Origin of the sequence: Bradyrhizobium sp. AUGA SZCCT0182 (assembly GCF_018130185.1) — a bacterium.
GTDB lineage: Bacteria > Pseudomonadota > Alphaproteobacteria > Rhizobiales > Xanthobacteraceae > Bradyrhizobium.
The window spans coordinates 1-18865 of the sequence record NZ_JAFCLY010000078.1; the positions used below are offsets into that span (position 1 = coordinate 1).

At 57.0% G+C, this 18865-nt stretch carries 18 protein-coding genes; 10 read left to right on the plus strand and 8 right to left on the minus strand.

What is annotated here, in order from left to right:
• Positions 1-230 precede the first annotated feature (230 nt).
• On the minus strand, positions 231-1784 hold the full coding sequence (locus JQ611_RS40450) for a winged helix-turn-helix domain-containing tetratricopeptide repeat protein (RefSeq protein ID WP_212468726.1): 1554 nt from the start codon (positions 1782-1784) through the stop codon (positions 231-233).
• A gap of 1071 nt (positions 1785-2855) precedes the next feature.
• On the opposite strand from JQ611_RS40450, the gene JQ611_RS40455 reads away from it, so the two are divergent.
• Together JQ611_RS40455 and JQ611_RS40460 are read left to right on the plus strand one after the other, a co-directional pair.
• Positions 2856-3674, plus strand: a complete 819-nt coding sequence (locus JQ611_RS40455; protein ID WP_212468727.1) for a methyltransferase domain-containing protein — start codon at positions 2856-2858, stop codon at positions 3672-3674.
• Between the two features lie 84 nt (positions 3675-3758).
• The gene (locus JQ611_RS40460) at positions 3759-4448 is read left to right on the plus strand and encodes a cyclase family protein (RefSeq protein ID WP_212468728.1); all 690 of its coding nucleotides are present in this window, start codon (positions 3759-3761) and stop codon (positions 4446-4448) included.
• Positions 4449-4678: 230 nt separating this feature from the next.
• Here the strand turns inward: JQ611_RS40460 and JQ611_RS40465 are convergent, their stop codons facing one another.
• Positions 4679-5683, minus strand: coding sequence for an ABC transporter substrate-binding protein (locus JQ611_RS40465; RefSeq protein ID WP_212468729.1), 1005 nt, complete (start codon positions 5681-5683; stop codon positions 4679-4681).
• 171 nt (positions 5684-5854) lie between these two features.
• On the opposite strand from JQ611_RS40465, the gene JQ611_RS40470 reads away from it, so the two are divergent.
• The 3 genes from JQ611_RS40470 to JQ611_RS40480 are packed head-to-tail and all read left to right on the plus strand — an operon-like array spanning position 5855 to position 7231.
• Complete coding sequence (locus tag JQ611_RS40470) at positions 5855-6322, plus strand: hypothetical protein (RefSeq protein WP_212468730.1); 468 nt, start codon at positions 5855-5857, stop codon at positions 6320-6322.
• An 18-nt stretch (positions 6323-6340) separates the two neighbouring features.
• Complete coding sequence (locus JQ611_RS40475) at positions 6341-6862, plus strand: DinB family protein (protein WP_212468731.1); 522 nt, start codon at positions 6341-6343, stop codon at positions 6860-6862.
• A gap of 54 nt (positions 6863-6916) precedes the next feature.
• The gene (locus tag JQ611_RS40480; RefSeq protein WP_212468732.1) at positions 6917-7231 is read left to right on the plus strand and encodes a hypothetical protein; all 315 of its coding nucleotides are present in this window, start codon (positions 6917-6919) and stop codon (positions 7229-7231) included.
• A gap of 320 nt (positions 7232-7551) precedes the next feature.
• On the opposite strand, the gene JQ611_RS40485 is transcribed toward JQ611_RS40480, so the two are convergent.
• Positions 7552-9384: a PAS domain S-box protein gene (locus JQ611_RS40485; RefSeq protein WP_212468733.1), complete on the minus strand. Its 1833-nt coding sequence runs from the start codon at positions 9382-9384 to the stop codon at positions 7552-7554.
• Positions 9385-9680: 296 nt separating this feature from the next.
• Between JQ611_RS40485 and JQ611_RS40490 the strand changes: the two genes are divergently transcribed.
• Complete coding sequence (locus JQ611_RS40490) at positions 9681-10220, plus strand: hypothetical protein (RefSeq protein ID WP_212468734.1); 540 nt, start codon at positions 9681-9683, stop codon at positions 10218-10220.
• A gap of 4 nt (positions 10221-10224) precedes the next feature.
• The gene (locus JQ611_RS40495) at positions 10225-11184 is read left to right on the plus strand and encodes an ABC transporter substrate-binding protein (protein WP_212468735.1); all 960 of its coding nucleotides are present in this window, start codon (positions 10225-10227) and stop codon (positions 11182-11184) included.
• Positions 11185-11439: 255 nt separating this feature from the next.
• Here the strand turns inward: JQ611_RS40495 and JQ611_RS40500 are convergent, their stop codons facing one another.
• Entirely contained in the window at positions 11440-12417 is a 978-nt protein-coding gene (locus tag JQ611_RS40500) for an ABC transporter substrate-binding protein (protein WP_212468736.1), read from the minus strand.
• Positions 12418-13048: 631 nt separating this feature from the next.
• On the opposite strand from JQ611_RS40500, the gene JQ611_RS40505 reads away from it, so the two are divergent.
• Both JQ611_RS40505 and JQ611_RS40510 read left to right on the plus strand, forming a co-directional pair.
• Positions 13049-13510 (plus strand): MaoC/PaaZ C-terminal domain-containing protein, encoded by a 462-nt coding sequence (locus JQ611_RS40505; RefSeq protein ID WP_212468737.1) that lies wholly within the window; start codon positions 13049-13051, stop codon positions 13508-13510.
• Positions 13511-13686: 176 nt separating this feature from the next.
• Positions 13687-14316: a tyrosine-type recombinase/integrase gene (locus JQ611_RS40510; protein WP_409411338.1), complete on the plus strand. Its 630-nt coding sequence runs from the start codon at positions 13687-13689 to the stop codon at positions 14314-14316.
• Positions 14317-14409: 93 nt separating this feature from the next.
• Here JQ611_RS40510 and JQ611_RS40515 read toward each other — a convergent pair whose 3' ends face one another.
• The 4 genes from JQ611_RS40515 to JQ611_RS40530 form a co-directional block, all read right to left on the minus strand.
• Positions 14410-14580, minus strand: a complete 171-nt coding sequence (locus JQ611_RS40515) for a hypothetical protein (protein ID WP_212468739.1) — start codon at positions 14578-14580, stop codon at positions 14410-14412.
• Complete coding sequence (locus JQ611_RS40520; protein ID WP_212468740.1) at positions 14577-15581, minus strand: ABC transporter substrate-binding protein; 1005 nt, start codon at positions 15579-15581, stop codon at positions 14577-14579. The genes JQ611_RS40515 and JQ611_RS40520 overlap by 4 nt, the downstream gene beginning before the upstream one ends.
• Positions 15582-15979: 398 nt before the next feature.
• Complete coding sequence (locus JQ611_RS40525) at positions 15980-16192, minus strand: hypothetical protein (RefSeq protein WP_212468741.1); 213 nt, start codon at positions 16190-16192, stop codon at positions 15980-15982.
• A gap of 331 nt (positions 16193-16523) precedes the next feature.
• Complete coding sequence (locus JQ611_RS40530; RefSeq protein ID WP_212468742.1) at positions 16524-16883, minus strand: nuclear transport factor 2 family protein; 360 nt, start codon at positions 16881-16883, stop codon at positions 16524-16526.
• A 443-nt stretch (positions 16884-17326) separates the two neighbouring features.
• Here JQ611_RS40530 and JQ611_RS40535 point away from each other — a divergent pair, with 443 nt between their 5' ends.
• The gene (locus tag JQ611_RS40535) at positions 17327-17683 is read left to right on the plus strand and encodes a hypothetical protein (RefSeq protein WP_212468743.1); all 357 of its coding nucleotides are present in this window, start codon (positions 17327-17329) and stop codon (positions 17681-17683) included.
• Positions 17684-18865 lie beyond the last annotated feature (1182 nt).

Sequence of the window (18865 nt, forward strand, 5' to 3'; positions counted from 1 at the left end):
AGTCCGGGAGTTGGAGGCGCAAGATGTCGAGCGCGGCAACCCGCTATTCTGCGTTGCGCCATGACCGCTAAGGGTCATTCGCGTCGGTTTGGCCGGACCACGGAGACTTCCGGTCTACCCCCGTCAACGGACATTCTCAGGATAGGCAGGCATGTCTCAAAGGTGCCAACTCCGGACCCATGGACCGCAGAAGAGTGCCGCGATTCGATCACCTCGTGGACATTGGAGAGCTACTCGGTCAATCCCGCTTTCCGAAAACCCTCAATCATCAGCTTCGCAGTTTTTGATAGCTGGCTCCGGGCGATCCACGCCGATATTGTGAAAGCGGGATCGAACTCAAGCATACGAGCCGCGGCCTCACGGGCCTCAGCGTCGCGTCCGAGATGGGCGAAAGCGGACGCGAGGCAGCGGTATGGTCCTGGATAGCACGGGTTTACACGCTGGGCTTTCTTCGCTGCAATGATGGCCTCGTCAAAGCGACGAAGCTCGATAAGGGCAAATCCAATCCCGGTCAGCGCTGTGAATGTTTGCGGGTCTACCGGGCTCATTCGCATGGCACGTTCAAAGCTCCGGATCGCTTCCTCGGGCTGCCCCGCAGTCTTATGGACCCAGCCTCTGCAGAGCCACGTGTGATATGAATTCGGGTTGAGCTTAACCGCCCGGTCGGCCATCTCGATCTCGGTCTCACAATCGCCGACCAAAAGTGCCGAGGTCAGGGCAGCCCTTGCTAGTGTGTTTGGATCACCATCGTCGAGGCTCAATGCCAAGCGCATGAGCCGAACGGCTTCCTTGCGTTCGAATTGAGGATCGATGGCATAGTTCCTAACCACGTTTTCCAGGTGACAGGCACCTGCCAGAGCGGCGGCACCAGCAAACCCGGGGTCAAGCTCCAGGGCGCGCTGGACCAGTCGGAGTCCCTCGGCCAACCCTTCGCGGGTCGATGGGCCAATCTGCTGCATAGCCCGGAGACAAAGATCATATGCGGTGAGGTCTTCAGGCCGCCGCCGCGACGCCAGTGCAATTTCTGCTTGAAATATCTTTGGTTGAATAGCTGAGACAACGGCGAGCGTGACTTCATCCTGCAACGCGAAAATATCTGTCATGTCACGCTCGAACTTGTCCGCCCAAATGTGTGCGCCCGTAGCCGCTTCAATCAACTGGCCCGTGATGCGAACTTTCTCCGACGCCTTGCGCACCGCCCCCTGAAGGACATAGCGCACGCCAAGCCTGCGCCCGACTTCCTTGATATCGACGGCTTTGCCCTTAAAGGTGAAACTCGAATTGCGAGCGATCACGAACAACCATCTGAATCGCGAAAGTGCGGTAGTGATCTCCTCAACCATCCCGTCCGCGAAGTACTCCTGCTCGGGATCGCCAGACATGTTCGCGAACGGCAGCACGGCGATGGAGGGCTTGTCGGGAAGTGCAGGAACGCTCTCGGGCGCATCGCCAGGGTTTAGACCTGCAACCTTTCGCGCCTCCCGTACCTGTCCGACGAAGCGGAAGCCCTTGCGCGGTAGTGTTTTGATGAAGCGTTGTTCCTCGCCGGAATCGCCGATTGCATCCCGGGCGGCATTCAGGCGGGTCGTCAGCGCCGCGTCAGATACGCTGCGCCCATTCCAAATGGCTTTGATGAGGTCGTCCTTGCTGACAACCCGCTCCCTGTTGCGGATCAGGTATTCGAGCAGGTCAAAAACCTGCGGTGTGATCGACACCGCATCGGTCCCCCGATGCAGCTCGCGCAGGTTGGTGTCGAATGCGTATTCCTCGAAAAGATAGCGCAAGCTGCCATTCCTTCCCGGGGTTGCCTCTGTACTAGCGCACGAAGAGTAAGCCGCCGGTAAGAGAAATGTAAGCCACCAGTTAAGCGCGCCCGCGCATCTTGCGGCATTGCCTAGTGGACAGTCCAGACAGGACACATCCTAATGAGCACGATCCGCGAGACCACTGAGCTGGGGCCGGTAACCGCAAGGCGGCAGGTCTACAGTCCTCTCGAAACATATTGGAATGCATTTCAGGAGTGGTGCAAACGCCAGTGCGACCTAAGTGACAGGGAGCTAATGGATATCGGTATTACCCGCAGCGAAATCGACTACGTCGCCTCGAACCGAGGTATCGACCCGCGAGGCATCCGATCCACCTGTGGCACGTTCCTTATTGTGATGGTCTGCACCGCGTGCGTCCTCCCATTCTCGAGCGAAGCCAGAGCTCAATGCACCGCGCGCGATGTCCTGCAGAACCAACTGAGGCTCAAGAAAAGCCCCTCAGTCAGTAAGCCGCAAATTCTAGTTAGATCCGCCGTCGATGTTCCGGCGTGGAAGACGATTAGGGTACCCAACGCTGACATAGGTGGAGTTCGTCATCCGCCTCAAATGTGAACATGTTCACACCAGTGCATCCCGGGGCAGGGCAAAATCGAGCGTAAAAGCGCACTACCCTCCAGCCTACGGAGTGCTCAGTGACTGACGAACGTTGGCCGTACTTCGCCGCTATTGCATCGATCATCTTAGTGATATCCGTTGTGTACTTGGTTGAGCAGAAGTGCCAAAGAGAGCTTGCATTTCAGCGTTTCTTTCCATCCGCGCTGTCCGAGCTAATTGTAGGAAGTGAGCCGATTCGGTGTTGGTTCAGTAATTAACGTATGTGGAGGCCGACTTCCGCTCTGGGTCAATCAGCGTCGGTTTGACGGTCGGCCAGCCACTTCCGGTCTACCCCCGTCAACGGACGTCGCCAGATCGGCCGGGCTCTTCCGCTTCGTGCCAGGAACGGAACATTCACGTAATGGTGAGACTCGCCGACTCGACCGTCGAACTGTGCTTTAATCCCAAAAGAATATCGAGTGCTGGGAGGGTGGCATGAAGTCTGACCCTTATGCGGAGACCGATAGCCTCGACGATTCGCTGCTGCAGGTCATCGTGACGCGACTGGAAACGCGAGGCAGGCATCCAGCGTTCGAAGCGATGCTGATTGACTATCTAAATGCCATGCTGATCGACGCAGCCAATACTGTGCTCGACATGGGGTGCGGCACCGGTGTCGCCGCCCGCGCGATCGCTCGCCGCCGCGGATTCTCGGGCCGTGTGCTTGGCGTTGATCTGAGCCCTACATTGGCACAGGCGGCAGCCCGATTGGCGGCAGACGAAGGGTTGCGTGATCGTTTGGAATTTCGTGTGGGTGATAGTCGCAGACTTGATTTCAGCGACGGCGTCTTTGATGCTGTGGTGGCGCATACGTTGCTAAGCCATGTAGACGATCCGCAGGCGGTCGTGAGCGAAGCCGCGCGCCTCGTTCGACCCGGCGGGATGATCGGCATTTTCGATGGCGACTATGCGTCCATGACGTTCGGGCATGCGGATCCTGTAAAAGGAAAGGTCTACGATGAAGCTATCATCAGCGGCGTAGTGACCAGTCCGCGCGTGATGCGGCAGATGCCCCGTTTGCTTAAGACCGCTGGTTTGCAGCCAGTCACGTCGTTTTCCAACATCCTTGCCGAAGTTGGTAAGGCGGACTTCTGGGCGCCCGCCATTGAGTCCTTTCGCCGTTTGGTTCCCAAGTCCGGCATCATGACGGAGCAGGAGGCAGATGTCTGGGCCGAAGGCCTCAGGCTTGACTCCGTGGCGGGGGTCTTCTTCGGTGCCAGCAACTATTACGGCTACGTCGCGCGGCGGCCATAGTGCTAAGCACTCAAAGTTTGCTTCCACCGAACGCGCCGCGCGGCGAAACAAACCGCAACACCCAGGAGCGCAAAGGAGAACCCCATGGAAATGGTCGATCTGAGCCGCGACCTGTTCCACCGCACGCAGACGCACCCCGCCCACCCTCCCGTGATCATCTCCGTGTGGTACGACCACGCCGAGAAGAAGCGTGCGGGAAACACAGACTTTTCCTCCAAGGCTTTGTCCATCGCCTTCAGCGATCACGCGGGAACACACGTGGATGCGCCGGTGCACTTCGATTCCCGTCCCGATGCCCTTTCAATCGACCAGATGCCGCTGGAGAAATTCTATACGTCCGGCATCTGTCTTGATCTGTCCCGCGTGCCGTTGCGCCATGCCGTGACGGTCCCGGAAATGGAAGCGGCCCTGGCGGCTTCCGGGCAGGAAATCCGCGCCGACGACACCGTGCTGCTGCACATGGCCACTAACGATCGCCTGCTGGGTAAGCCGGGCTACCTCCACGATTTCCCCGGCCTAGCGGTGGAAAGCGTGCATTGGCTGGCCGACCGGGGCATAGGCATGTTTGGTGTGGAGGCGGTGAGCCCAGCCCCCGAAGGCGAACCCAACTTCCAGGCCCATCTCGCATGTGGTGAACGGGGGATCACACACATGGAATGCCTTGCCAATCTCGACAAGCTTGTTGGACGCGGTCGATTCCGCTTCATCGGCTTTCCACTCAAGATACGGGGTGGCACCGCAAGCCCCATCCGCGCCGTCGCGATTTTCGAGTGAACTCGCCAAAACCTGCACGCGACTGCTCCCGCGACCCTTCTCCCGGACACCCGCAACGAGGCAGAGGATCCTTGAAGCTTCGGCAAGCACGGCCGATATGGGTGTCCGCTTCGGGTCAGTCGCGTCGGTTTGAGCGTTGGCCAGCCGCTTCCGATGTACCCCCGTCAACGGACATCATCAAATTGACTCGGCTCTCCCGCTTCGTGCCCCAAGAGCGGAAATTCGACTGCTCACTCAATTACCTTATCGGCAATCGCGATGAGCGCAGGAGGTACGGAAAGTCCCAGCTGCTTGGCTGTCTTGAGGTTGATGGACAACTCGAATTTGGTTACCTGGTAGATCGGGATGTCGCCGGGCCTTGCTCCTCGGAGAATTGCGTCGATGTTATTGGCGACACGCTTATACAATTCGATCAGATCGAAGGAATAGGCCATTAAGCCCCCGGCCTCGACGGATTCGGTAAACGGGAAAATGGCCGGAAGAGTCGCGTCGCCGAGCAGCTTAGCGATCAAAGTGCTGTTTTGAAAGACCTGAGGCGACTCGAGGACCATGACCGCATCTGCACCGTCGCGGGAGATGCTCTCGACCGCCGCCCGAATGTCTGCTTCGCTGGTACCAAATTCTAGTAAAGACACTGCGAGAGGGAGGCCTGCCGTTTCGGCCGCTGCGCGGAAAGCGCCTGCGTTCGGCTGATTCCATTGCAATCGAACAGCGAGACAGCCAAGTTTCGACATCGTCGGAACCATCTCGCGCAATAGTGCGATCCGTTTTCCATAAATGGATGAACCGGCGTCGACGGTCACTCCCGTGAAATTGCCGCCCGGGTGAGCCAGACTTTCGGCGAGCCCTTGCCTAACGGGGTCGCCAGTTATCCCTACGATCGGAATACGCGATGTTAGCTTTTTGAAGATGACTGCGTAAAGGGCAACGACGAAGATGACATCCGGGTTGCTCCGAACGATTTCCGTCGCCAGGGCTTCGGGATCGGACGTGTTCTGCTCTCGGCCGTAACTTTCGACCTTGAGGTTTTGTCCCTCGATCCACCCCAACCGTCGAAGCGCCACGAATAAGGCTCGGGCAGATTTGCTTTCGCTATGGTCATGCAAGTGCGCGCTTGGCTCTGCTGGGCTGAAGATAACAATACGTTTTTTATTAGTGCTCTGTTGTGCAAACGCAGCGAGCGGCCATGCCACCGCCGCACCGCCGAGATGACCGATGAAATCGCGCCGTCTCATGCAGTCCTCCAATGAGGCTCAGGACCACGCTAAATCCAGGTTGAAGCGTACCACATCGCGGCATAGGTAACGTCATTGGAAAAAACCGAGTTTCTATCAGCGCTATTCTTTGTAGACACTGGAACTAATCTGGTCTGGCCAGATTAGTGCCGCGACACTCGGGAAAGATTGATGAAACGCGGCTTCTATTTCTTGCTGATGCTTGTCTGGTTACCATCAGCAGCAATGGCGCAGTCGGTTGACTGGCAGCGCTTCGTTGTTCCGGAAAGCGGCGCGGTGGTGGATATCCCGACGGCGGTTTTTTCGAAAGAGGCCGGAAAACCAGAAAGTGGATACGGGCGGCTTTTTGAGACATCGGATGGTCGCGCAAAACTGACGGTGCAGTCGATTCCTAATGTAGCGGGCGATTCACCGGCTGTCTTTTTGGCCAAAAAAAACCCGCCACCTAACATCGTCTACAAGAAAATCACACCTCGATTCTTTGCAGTGTCCAGCTTCCGCAATGACAATATCTGGTACAATCGCTGCAATTTCTCAGGCCGTCTTGTGAACTGTGTGCTGATTTCCTATCCCGCATCAGAAAAGCGTCAGTGGGATGCGATTGTAACAAGGATCAGCAATACCCTTTCCAGCCGATGATTAGTTAGGAGGCAGCGGGTGATCACTCAGTTTCGTCAATTGGCTGCATATAATCGCTGGGCCAATTCACGCCTGTACGCTGCAGCATTTGATCTATCCGACCAAGCGTATCGACTTCACATCGGCGTCTTCTTTGGAAGCCTTCATGCAACCCTCAACCATCTGCTCCTGACTGACCGGCTGTGGATGAAGCGGTTGACGGGTGAAGGCGATCATCCGAACCAACTTGACGAAATTCTATATGACAATCGCAAGGAACTAACTCAGGCTCGCATCGCTGAAGACAATCGGATTATTGCACTGATCGATACCTACGACGACACCAGTTTGTCCGTTTCCCATCGTTATCGAACCACATCTGGAATGCCGCACTTTCAACCCCTCGCGGACATTCTGCTTCATCTCTTCAACCACCAAACGCATCACCGAGGCCAATGTCATGCCTGCTTAACGATCCTAACTGGCGATGAGCCGCCTTCACTCGACCTATTAGGGTTTCAACGTGGCGGTACTGCTCCATCACTGGAAAAACTACTATAAGTGTGGATGCAGCCCCTTCCGAAATTGGGCTTCTGCATATAACAGGCAATTATTGTGAGTGATCAACGGCCAAAAACACGAAATAGCTTAATCGATGAGACCCTTTCGATCGTTCAAGACTTCTCTGCCGATTCACTCAAGGCAGAGATTCCAAGCGCGGGTGTGCAGGCGGTTCTTCGTGATGCACTGTCCTTGGTATTATCACCGAAAGATAGACTTGCGATTGACCGCGCGATGATGCAACGGCGAGTGGAGAAATTCAGAGAAAACCAGCAGAAATTTCAGCGAGAACGGGAAGAATATTACAACAGAACGATGGAAGCGGCTCAAGCTACTCAATTTGCCCCGCCTAAATTTACAAGCGAATGACTTCTGATCAACTGACGCAACTCTTCGAAAGCAGGACGTGACACGCGAACCTGCTACTTGATCTCGACCTTGTTTGAAACATTCTTGGCAGTTGATTGAACGTGATCGTTCACGATCCGTTACGTCGTTTCAAGTTGGGAAGGGTGTGCCAAGCTTCCGGGCTCGTTCGCGAATGTGATCGATCGACCGGCCGAAAATGGCGGCAGCGCGCGCAGCCGATGCTCCGCTTGCCACAAGCGCCTTGAGACGCTGGCTGTCATCGTCGGTCCCGGGGCTGGTTTCTTCGGGAGCGCATTACGTCTTAGGACACCAAGCAGTAGCTACAGGTAACGAGCTTTCGCGGCGGCAGCGTAAGGAATGGGAAGGGCTATCGAGCAGCGAAGCCCTATCGGATCAAATTGGACGGTTACTTGTCCGTCAAGATCTTCAGCTAAGGTGCGTTCGAGAAGCGTAGATCCAAAACCGCGTCGTGTCGGCACAGAAACCGGAGGTCCACCCGTTTCAGACCAGAGTATGTGGACTTGCGGCTCCGCACCGTGTATTCGCGTCCATTCAACGTGGACCTGGCCGTCATTGGTAGAAAGCGCTCCGTATTTCCTCGCATTCGTACACAGCTCATGAAAAGCCATCGCAAGAGAAACGGCTTGTTTCGGCGACAGTAAAATCGTCGGTCCCGTGAGGAATATTTGACCTGCGGTTGCGCCCTTCGAGTCGAGGGTCAGCTCAGCAAGCTCCGCCAACGAGGCGTTCTCCCAACTTGCATGCGTGAGCAGATCATGCGCCTGCCCCAGTGCAACGAGCCGTCCTTCAAAGGCACGCCGCGCCAAGACTGGGTCGACGTTCTTATTGAAGGATTGATGCGCAATCGCTTGAACCACTGATAGGGTGTTCTTGACGCGATGGTTGAGTTCGTCCACGAGTAGCTCCCGAGCCTTCTCAGCTTCCTGCCGCTCGGTGACGTCAACATTTGCCCCGATCATTCCCAAAAACTCGCCAAGCGGGGAGAATCGCGGATGCGCTCGTGCTTCGAGTGTACGATAGCGTCCTTTCGCATCGAGGTAACGAGCTTTCAGCGACACCGTACTCTGCTTTTCTATAGCGGACGCGACTTCATCGATCACGATGGCTTTGTCTTCAGGATGCAGCGTGCTGCTCCACTCGAATGCTGGAACCTCCTTTTCGGAAACGCCCCAGAATTCGCGAAGCATCTGATTGAGATGAACGCAGCTACCCTTCTCGTCACTGATCCAAATCATCACAGGTGCGTTCTCGGCCATTAGCCGAAAACGTTCTTCGGACGCGCGAAGTTCGATCTCAGCCTGCTTCTCTGCGGTGATGTCGTGTGCTACGCCGATAAATCCTATGTGATGCCCATGCTCATCGAACCTGGGCCGAGAGACGGCGTTTACCCATCGCCAATCGCCATTTCCCCGAGCGATTCTTATTTGTACTGGGAAGGGGTTGCCGGATGCAGAATTGGAGTTCGGTACCAGTGTCCGCAATTGCTCGGGCTCTGCTAATTGGGCAGCGTCGTCCGGGTGCACACGGCTGCGCCAATCGAGCTTTAGCGCCTCGTCGTGGCTGAGTGCGAAGAAGTCAGAATAAGCTTGGTTCACGAAGGAGCGTTCGCCGTTGAGCTGAGTAACCCACATTGGAATAGGTGCACTATTAGCTATTGACCGAAATCGCTCCTCGCTCTCCCTCAGAATCCGTTCCGCAAGTTTCGAGTCCGTCACATCGAAATGCGCGCCAATTAAGCGAACGGGCCGACCATCCGAATCACGTTCTATTTGAGCCGCAACGCGTACCCATCGCGTCTGACCGTCACTTGGCCTAACGATGCGGTATTCCGCCGAGTAGAGTTGGGTCGCACCGGCCAAAGCATCCAGAAATTGCTGTTCTGTCGGTATCCGATCTTCGGGATGTATACGCGCAACCCAACTCTCATGAGACTCATTAGTGGCTGTTGGGGGGAGGCCGTGGATCGCTAGGTATTCTGGAGATCTCCGATTGCGATATCCGTCCCTCAGGTCAACTTCAACTCCACCAATGCCAGCAATCCGATGAATGAGAGCGAGCTCCGACTCGCGCGCCTGAAGCGTGCGGATCAGCTCATTTACGTCCTGGTCGGCGTCAATTACGAATACACTCAACTATAAGCCTCAATAGCCATCCCTGCAGAATCACCGAGCTTGGCCTATCAATCAACTTCGGCCAGGGTTGACGGTTCCATCGGTGCGCTGAGACCAGCTTAGGGCCCGTGATTGATGCGGTAGTTCGTCGGTTGCGGAGTCGTGGGCATGACTCCTGACTGCGAAAAGAACCTTATGGCAGCCCCTCTTCGGACGCATATGTTGAAAGTCAAATTGCGTCAGTATGGTCTCTCATTCAACATACCGTTCGCGACGCTGCAGGAGTTAAGGATCGCACTGCCCGAAGGGTACTATCAATGGAGCTGATGTCCGCTCTTGGCAGCGTCGGATGGGCTCTTGCCATACAAAGTCCGACGAGCATGAAGCATCATTCCAATCACCGGTTTCTTGCTTTGCGTGAAGGTCCGTCAGAGGAAAGCCTCCATGAGCGACTAAAAGCCCGTCCGGAAAAAGCAACGCCCGAGGTGCATTTGCGAATATTCGACCTGCGCAGTATGCGACAGCTCAACGCGGCGAATGCCATACTGATTGATGAGCGAGCAGACTGCCGCGGGCCCAAACGCAGACATTACTATATCGCATCCGAGATCGATTTTGCGACGGCGCGCGCCGAACTGATGAATATCTGGGCGAGCGGACTGGGGGTGCGTTTCTTCACCGTGATGACGATCGCCCAGATCTTCATCAGTTCGGAGTGGCGTTTCGGGGCTGTCAGAACCCAACGGACGTCGCCCGTCGATGAGGGGTCGGCAATTTCGTTACTCAACCCCGTTCCAATCTCCTATTTGCTGGCCCATAGTGCGGCGGGACGCGGCCCCTGGGGCGCGGTGAGTTGATCCAATGAGACGGCCTTATCTGATCGCAGGATTGCTTTTGGCGTTGCTCGGGACGCCAGCTTTGGCCGCGGTAAAGCAAATAAGCATCTTGCACAGCGGCTTTCCAAATCGCACGCCGATCCACCTTCTGATTGAGGCATTGCGCGCGCTGGGTTATGAGGACGGCAATACGGCAGCGATTGAACTACTTGGCGGGGAAGGAGACGCCAAACGGCTAGACGCGCTGGTAGCGGGCCTTGCTTCCAAAAAGCCGGATGTGATCGTAGCGCTTACCTCGCCAGCCGTCCTCGCGTTGAAGCGGGCCGGTGTCGGAACGCCCGTCGTTTTCGCATTCGTCACTGACCCGGTGAGGCAGGGGATCGTTTCGAGCCTTTCCCGGCCGAGCGGCAATTTCACGGGCGTCACTTACAGCGAGGCGACGCTCGGCGGTAAAAGGCTGGAGCTGCTGCTCGATGCCCTTCCAGGCACGCGGCGTGTCGCCATAATATGGAGCCGAGCATTTTCCGAGAACGCCGCCATTTTCGACGTCATCCGGCAGGCGGGGCAGGCTCGGGGGGTCGAGGTTTTCTCCCGGGAGGTGGAGGGTGCGCAAGACCTCGCGCCTGCCTTCGATGACGCCAAAGGCTCGGGTGCGCAGGCTCTCATCTTCCTTACCGACAATTTGATGTTTGGGCGGCGCAAGGAAATCGCAGCGTTGGCACTTTCTCACCAGCTGCCATCAATCCATTCGTTTGCACCTGAAGCCAGGGATGGTGCATTAATGTCGTACGGCCCCGACTTGGCTGAGAACTATCGGCGTGCTGCGGCGCTCGCCGACCGCGTTCTCAAAGGCGCGCGTCCGGCTGATTTGCCGGTCGAGGAGCCGACGCATTTTACCCTGTGCGTCAACCTCAAGACTGCGAAGGCGCTCGGCCTCAATATTTCTCCTGCTCTACTTGCCAGGGCTGACGAGGTGATCGAATAGGAATTCTGTTTCTGTTGCGGTGCATAAGGCTTGGCATTTTTCAGACCTGGTCGGTCAGCTTGTTGATGTCCATTCGCCGCGCGCTAAAGCGGTACGTGCTGGGAACATGATCGGAAGGACGTATAAGAGACATGCAGCGAAACACCGCACCCGTCTCATCAGCTCAGGCGGGCAAATGGGACTGGCGGAGTTGCAGTCCGTTGTGGTGTGTCTCTTTGCTGCACTTCGATTCCGGCCTTACGGGCCCTCACCGATCTACTGGATCACGCGGTCCGCCCGCTTGAGCACCTCGGGCGGCATCGTGATGCCGATGTCCCGCGCCGTATTGAGGTTCACGATTAGCTCGTAGGGCGTAACCCTTTCCACCGGCAGCTCGCCCGGGTTGGCTCCCTTCAAAACTTTATCGACGTACACCGCCATGCGGCGGATCGACTCGACTTGGCTCGTTCCATAGGCGAGGAGGCCCCCAGCGCCGACCCGGGACGGTGCAAAGATGGTGGGAAGCCGATCCCTGGCTGCTAGCTCGGCGATCCTCTTCGCATGAACCCCTACTACCGGTTCTTCCAGTATCAGCAAAGCGTCGGCGTGCTCTTGCCTGAATACAGCGAACGCTCCTTCCAGGTCCGGATTCGGCGCTGCCACTCTGAGGCGCAGAGTCTGGAGGCCCATTGCTTGTGCCTCTGCCTCGCTGGCCTTAATCAAGGCCTCGGAGACGCCTTGATCGCCCAGCAGAGCCACGCGCTTGAACCCAGGAATCGCCTCCTTGAGGAGCTCGAGCTGCTTCTTAGCTTGCTGCGGGTCAAAGCTCGTCGTGCCTGTGAGGTTTCCGCCAGGCCGCTCTAGATTCGGGACAACATTGTCTGCCACCGGATCGACCACGACGGCGAAGACAATCGGGATATCCTTGACCGCCTTCTTTGCAGCCCGCGCCGTTACGGCACCCGTCACGGCGATGATGTCCACGTTGAGACGGACCAGTTCGGTAAGAAGATCGGGAAATCGCTCGTACTGCCCTTCCGCGAATCGTGGCTCGATTGCGATGTTGCGGCCTTCGACATAACCGAGGTCGGCAAGTCCTTGTCGGAATGCCTCGAAGTGGGGCGCTGACCGGTCCACAGGATTGAGAAAGCCAACCCGCGGGACTTTGGTGGCCTGCTGCGCTTCGGGCGAGCCGCCTGCCAGAAACACTATCAAAGCCGTGACGATTGCGAACGCGATTCTCGTAGGACGCACGGCTGCCTCCCGATCACGCTGTTGACGATCCCACTGTACGCCTCTGCTTCAACGAGAACAACTAACTCTGAACCGCAACCGAAACTCAAGTCTTTCGGAATCGGAAGCTATTGGCACTTTGAGACTGCATTGAGCAATGTCCGCTTTCCCATCTCGGACATTGGTTCTAGCCGGACATCGGCCCATTTTTCTGCTAATAGACATCGATTCCCCCGGTCGAGGTGCGTCTTGGGCCCGGCGAGGATGATCGTTGGAGAGCTTGACCCCAGACCCGGAATTAGAGAACAAAATCGGAAGTACCGACAGCGTTAGGGCCGGGCTCATCTGGCTGGAGTAAACCATCCTCGTTCGGCCGACTCTAGAGCCGTTACCGATTTTTGCTCACGTCCAATCATCAAGGCAGATTACCAGCCGACACACGACATGTCCGCTCTGGGTCAATCGCGTCGGTTTGACGGTCGGCCAGCCACTTCCGGTCTACCCCCGTCAACGGACATCGCCACGGCCGGTCGGCATGTCTCAAAAGTGCCAGAAGGGGACGTGGCGATATTGATCGGCACTGGGATATAGTGGCCCAAAGTCAGCCATCTCATGCCGTCCCCTTCGTTAAACCGCGTGGAGGATTGACCCGATGACCAGCGGATATTTTGAAGATTTTGAAGTCGGCGATAGCCGCAAGGCTGGTCCCTATCTTGTCTCCAAAGATGAAATCATTCAGTTCGCCAAGCAATACGACCCCCGGCCTTCCCATATCGATGAGGAAGCTGCCACTCGTTCCGTCTTTGGAGGACTGTCGGCATCTGCGGCCCACACGTTCGCGATCTTCATCTTTCTAACCAACAAAGGGCAGCCTCCGCTCCGTGCACTTGCTGGACTGGGCTATGACGAGTTGAGGCTGCCGAACGCAGTACGCCCGGGCGACGAACTCGACTATGAGTCGACCGTCTTAGAGAAGCGCGAGTCGAAGTCGAGACCCGATACGGGAATCCTTCGCATCCAAGTCCACCTGCGCAACCAAAGACGAGAGACGGTGCTGCAGTGCGTCGGCAGTGCTCTCGTCGCAAGGCGACCGGATGCGAAAGCATCGACGTAGCTGTTAGGCGGGTGCGCTCGGTTGGTTTTCGACCCGATGTCGGTTCTAGGTCAATCGCTACAGGGCGTTTGCGGATAGAGCGGTCCCGAGGTCCGCTTTCCCCCGAAAACCGACCTGATTCCAACGCCTGATCCGGTGACACATTCTTCTCGCCTTCTGTAACCAAGCTGAGGAGTATGGCCATGCAGGATCAAGTGAACGCCACCCTTGAGCCCAAGCGGGTGCCGTGGAACAAGGGAAAGCTCACCGGGGCAAAGCCACCGCTGCGACCCAAACACGTCTGGTCGATCCGGACGAAGCTCCAGATCGAAGGCCGCGCTCGCGACCTCGCCATGTTCAACCTGGCTATCGACAGCAAGCTTCGCGGCTGTGATGTCGTCGCCATCCGCGTCGAGGATGTAGCCGCAGGCGGATACACTGCGGATCGCGCAACGGTGCGGCAGAAGAAAACCGGACGGTTTGAATTGAGCGAGCAAACCCGCCAAGCAGTCGATGATTATCTAAAGCCCACCGGTAAACGGCCCGGAGCGTTCTTATTCTCCGGCCGTCGCGGCCCTGACCGCAGTATGACAACCCGTCAGTATGCGCGGCTCGTATCGGACTGGATCGGAAGCGTTGGGCTTGATCCGCGACTGTTTGGCACACACTCACTGCGACGCACAAAAGCGACACTGATTTATCGACGGACCGGAAATCTCAGGGCTGTCCAGCTCTTGCTCGGGCACACCAAGATCGAAAGCACGGTCAGATATCTCGGCATTGAGGTCGATGACGCGCTGGCAATAGCGGAACAAGTTGATGTCTGAAATACTCGGGCAGAGCGGACATGCTCTGCCCGTCCTCTAACCGCCGGTTTGTGCCAATTCCAGACCTGAGCAGATGCAGCAAACTAAGCCGACTTACTCGATCACTTCGTCGCGTGCGCCGAGCAGGGTAGTTGGCACGTCGATGCAGAGCAACTTCACAGTCTTCTTGAGGTTGATGACCAGCTCGAACTTGGTCGGCGCCTGAACTCCATGGCCGGATAGAAGATCTTCGAGCCAAGGTCCGCAGATACCCTGCGGAATCATTCGATCACGCGGTCGATTCGCAGAAGGACGGAGGGCGGGACTTTAATTCCGAGAATCGTCGCTATCTTGAAGTTCACCACAAGTTCGAAGCGCGTCGGCTGCTCTACTGGAAGCTCGCTCGGTTTTGCTCCCCTGAGGACTCTGTCCACGTAGCGCGCCACGCTACGGAAGCCTTCTTGCGCGTCCGGCCCGTAGGACATCAAACCACCCGCGTCCACGAATAACCGGGATGAAAAGATCGTCGGCAGCCGCTGACTTACGGCGAACTCTGCGATCATGCTGCGGTAAGCCAGGGTTCTATAATCGAAAAAGGTCAGCATCGCGTGCGGCCGGTCGGATTTGATTTCCGCGAAGGCGCGTTCGAGGTTCGTGAGCCGCGTCACATCATAGGGCTCGAGCAAGATTCCTAGGCGGCGAGCGGCGGCCTGAGCCTCTTCCAGCTCGCGCATATGCGCCGGGTGAGCCGAAGTCCAAAGTGCAGCGACGCGCGACAGGGCTGGTAGCACTTCCTTCAGGAGCTCTACCTTTTTGCCGGCGAGTTCCGGTTGCATAGCCGAGATACCGGTGACGTTCCCCCCGGGGCTGGCGAGGCTGGCGACCAGTCCGTTCCCCACCGGGTCCGAGACATATGTGAAAACCACAGGGATGGTTTGAGTCGCTTGCTTGGCGGCCAATGCGGGGACCACGCCGGTAGCCGCGATCAGATCGACTCCTTTCTCCACCAGCGCCTCCGCCGCATCAGGCAGCAGTTCGGGATAAGACTCGGCCGAGCTATATTCGATTTTGATGGTTTCGCCCTCGATGTAGCCGAGTTCGCGCAAACCCTGTAGGAATGCTGCGCGTTCGGGAGACGGTTTGTCCGAAATCGGACTTAAGGTTAGATAGCCGATGCGCGGTATTCGCGCAGAAGACTGTCGGGCGCCGAGTGGCAGCGGCCAAACGACTGACGCCGCCGCGCCGCCGAGCAGCGTGATGAACTCCCGCCTTCTCATGTCGAACATTGAGCTTCCTCCTGGGCTACTTCCCAGGGGGCGAGGAGGGAGTTGGTTCCCGCTCCTATGCTCCCGAGCATACGGTAGCACAGATCACCATTACGCGGGAGAACGCTGCGCCGCGGACTTTCAATCCAGCTTATGTCGCAGTTGGGTCAAACTCAGAAATCCGGGCGGGTAACTCGGAAGTCTCTTTTGCCCTCAAGAACGGACATCGAAGCACGCAGGCGTGCGTTTTCTACGCTAAGAGTTTCGCGTACCGCGCCGCAGCAAGTACGTAAGTAGTGAATATTTATGCATAGCAAACAAATGGCCCGACGATATTGCACGTCGGGCCATTCAAGATCATCCGCCTCGGTTACATCCGCCGAGCCTTCAGATCAAACAACGTTCTTTGATTGCGCCATCTAATTTTGGCATTGATGTGACAACCGCACGGCGCGAAGCGGCTCGCGTGCGCAGCAGCTCTGACTGATGTCGCGATCCCTCCGCTGGTCGGCTTCAAGTTCTTCGACAATGAGCCGAAGCAAACATAGGGCAAGCGGATCAGTAACCTCGCGCGACAGAAACTGATAACGCTCGATCTGAACTTCCTGCTCTCTCAACTGGCGATTTGTCATGGGTTGCGCCCTCCGACAAACTTACGTCGAGACGGCTAACTTGTTTCGTTAGAGTTTTCGGATCATTTGAGATGGTTTCTATCGAGTAAATTCGTTCCCGCCCGTTGCTGGATGGGCCGCCGGGCTGTGGAAGCTGCGTTTGCGCACGTGGTTCTGCGCGCCGGCGAATAGCGCCGAGCCGCGCGCGACTGCCAAGATCCGCTTCGGCACTGATAGGCGACTATCGGGTGAACATGGTGATTAGGCCAAAAGCGGCGGTTGGATACTGGGGCAGTCCCGCGGCTGTAGCAGCTCGACAGGTGAATGCCTTGAAACTTATTGGGCAGCGCTTCTAGACGGCGCAACGTGCTAGTGGGCCGCAGCTAGTGTGAAGTATCTTGCCCGCGGGACTGAACTGAAAGTGAATTCGGACCGGCTTGCCTTCGTGGCTTTGATAATCGACCTGGACGCCATCCCCAGTCAGGATCATGTCGTCTAGGGTGAAGGCGGATACTATCTTGCTTTCGATCTTCGGCGCCCAGTAAGCCGCAATCGATTTGCGGCCTGTCAGGCTGACGCGCTCGCAGTCGCATTCCAAAATCGCTCGTTCATCGTATAGGTAGAGCAAAGCATTGAGCTCTCCTAATTGGCAGGCATCGAGCCAGTCCACGACCAGTGCCAGAGGATCGAACGCGTCCGTCGGAATCGACATGAGTTTCCACCATAAAGCGGTCGCGTCTCCCCGAGCGGAGTTAGATGTTTAATGATGAATAGGGCTTGAATGCTTTCCCCGTAAAAATACGGGCAAGGGCACTCTGGGGCGAATTCCGGGATCAGGCGACGAGACGTTGGCGGGTCGTCCCGACGCCGGACGGCCGCTCGGTAAAATGGCCTCAAGACAAGCTGTGAGTGATCGAGAACCCCTCCACCTCGTCCCCATCGGTCTCAAGCGCGCCGTAGGCCGGTGGACCTGTCGGGAGGGAGAGTTTTTCGCTCCGGGCTACTCATGATGGTCCTCGAATAAAATGTAGCATCGGAAATATACCATTCGGCCGATATGATCTGAATCCTGCTTCGCTTATGGTTCGCCGGACTGGTTGCAGTCCGCCGCTCGAAGGCACTGCCCTGTTTCCACCTTAGTGGTAGAGCGTTGCCATGTCGCATTTCTCGCGCCGCACATTTTACGATAGCGTTATAGTTCTGAGCCACCTCCTCTCGCAGAAGCGGCTGCCCGGCCTCACTGCTGAAGAGACCGTCGAGTTTGATCTGCTGGACGCAACCCCTCCATTTGACGACGAGGGCGATCTCGCGTGGGAGTTCGAGGGGCAACCGACCAATGATCGCGAGAGGCGCTGGCTTGAGCTTTACAGTAAGAAGACGTCGACGCCACCGCCGCGTTCTCGAGACGGGCCCGTCAGCGAGCGCAATCTTGAAGTCTCGGAATTTGGCCTGCGGGAACTAGCTAATAAAGGACATCGGATTCCAGACCCACGGGCCCCCACCGCAAAGTAACGAGGATGCGATCGCCATGGCGCACCAAATTGCTAATGCGATGGCTTTAGAGGTCGGAAAACTCTTCGTCGTCTTGTCGTGGTAGACGATGAAGGAAACGGTCTCTGTTAGTACCAGCGTCCTCGGCCGTACCAGCCGCCGCCCAAGCAGCAGAACAAGAAGTACAATGATGAGAAGTGTGGTGGTATCCATGCGTCTTACTCCGCCTGCTGCGTAATTGCGCAGCTTGGAATTCTAGCTATGACAACGTTTAGCCGGTGGTCCCGGTTCCAAGACCTGATGGGGTTACGTTGGGGCAGTATTCGCTATGCAGCGACCAGGCATGCGGCGCCATGGCGCTGGCGCGTAACCTCCGACAAGCAAAACCATCATTGCGAGAAAATCATGATGACCATGAATACAAATACGATCGCACTCGCGACGACTCCATAGATTAGATCGCCGCGTTCGCGTTTCGTCATGCTTTGGGTCCCAAAGGTCAGGTCCCGAACGCGACGCTGACGAAGTCAGCGTCTCGCCAGACCAAGCGACACTCGCGAACCGTCCGAAAATTATCGAACGACAGATCGAATTCCACCGGCAACACGTTTAGCTGCTCCAAACGAACGCCGGCTCCGGAATTCGTCACGTCGCGAACGCAGCAAGGAGAGACACCGGCTCCGCCATGAAAGAAAAACATTGCGCTCCGATTGATGCGCGTCCGGCCGATCGCGCGACGATCTCGACCTGCGAACTTTAGCACTTGCTCGACGTTCGGCATGGAGTCCCGTGAAGCGTGCAGGATCATTTTGGGCGGGACGCCGCCTACAGCGGCGCCCCTAGTCGAGCGGTACGCTTGATTGGTGATCTGGACACCTCTCAGATCCGAACGACTACCGGAATGGTAGGCCTACGTTCGCACGCGACAACGAAACTCGCGTATTGAGCTTGATACGCTCGCTGCGGGTTAATTCTGGAACCGGATGCGGTCGTGTTCTTGAACTTATCCGCTCTTCCCCAAACAGCAGACATCACGCTGGGCGGGATCGTCTGGACGAGGCGGTACAGCAGCTTCAGCCGCGCTTGGCCGCCGCGACGTAGCCGGCCGTGACCTCATCCTTGTGGACCGCAAAGGCTGACAGGACTTCCGCCTTCTCGCGCTTCGGGACCTTGGCGAAGTCCAGCGTCCGTCCAAGTTCGGCT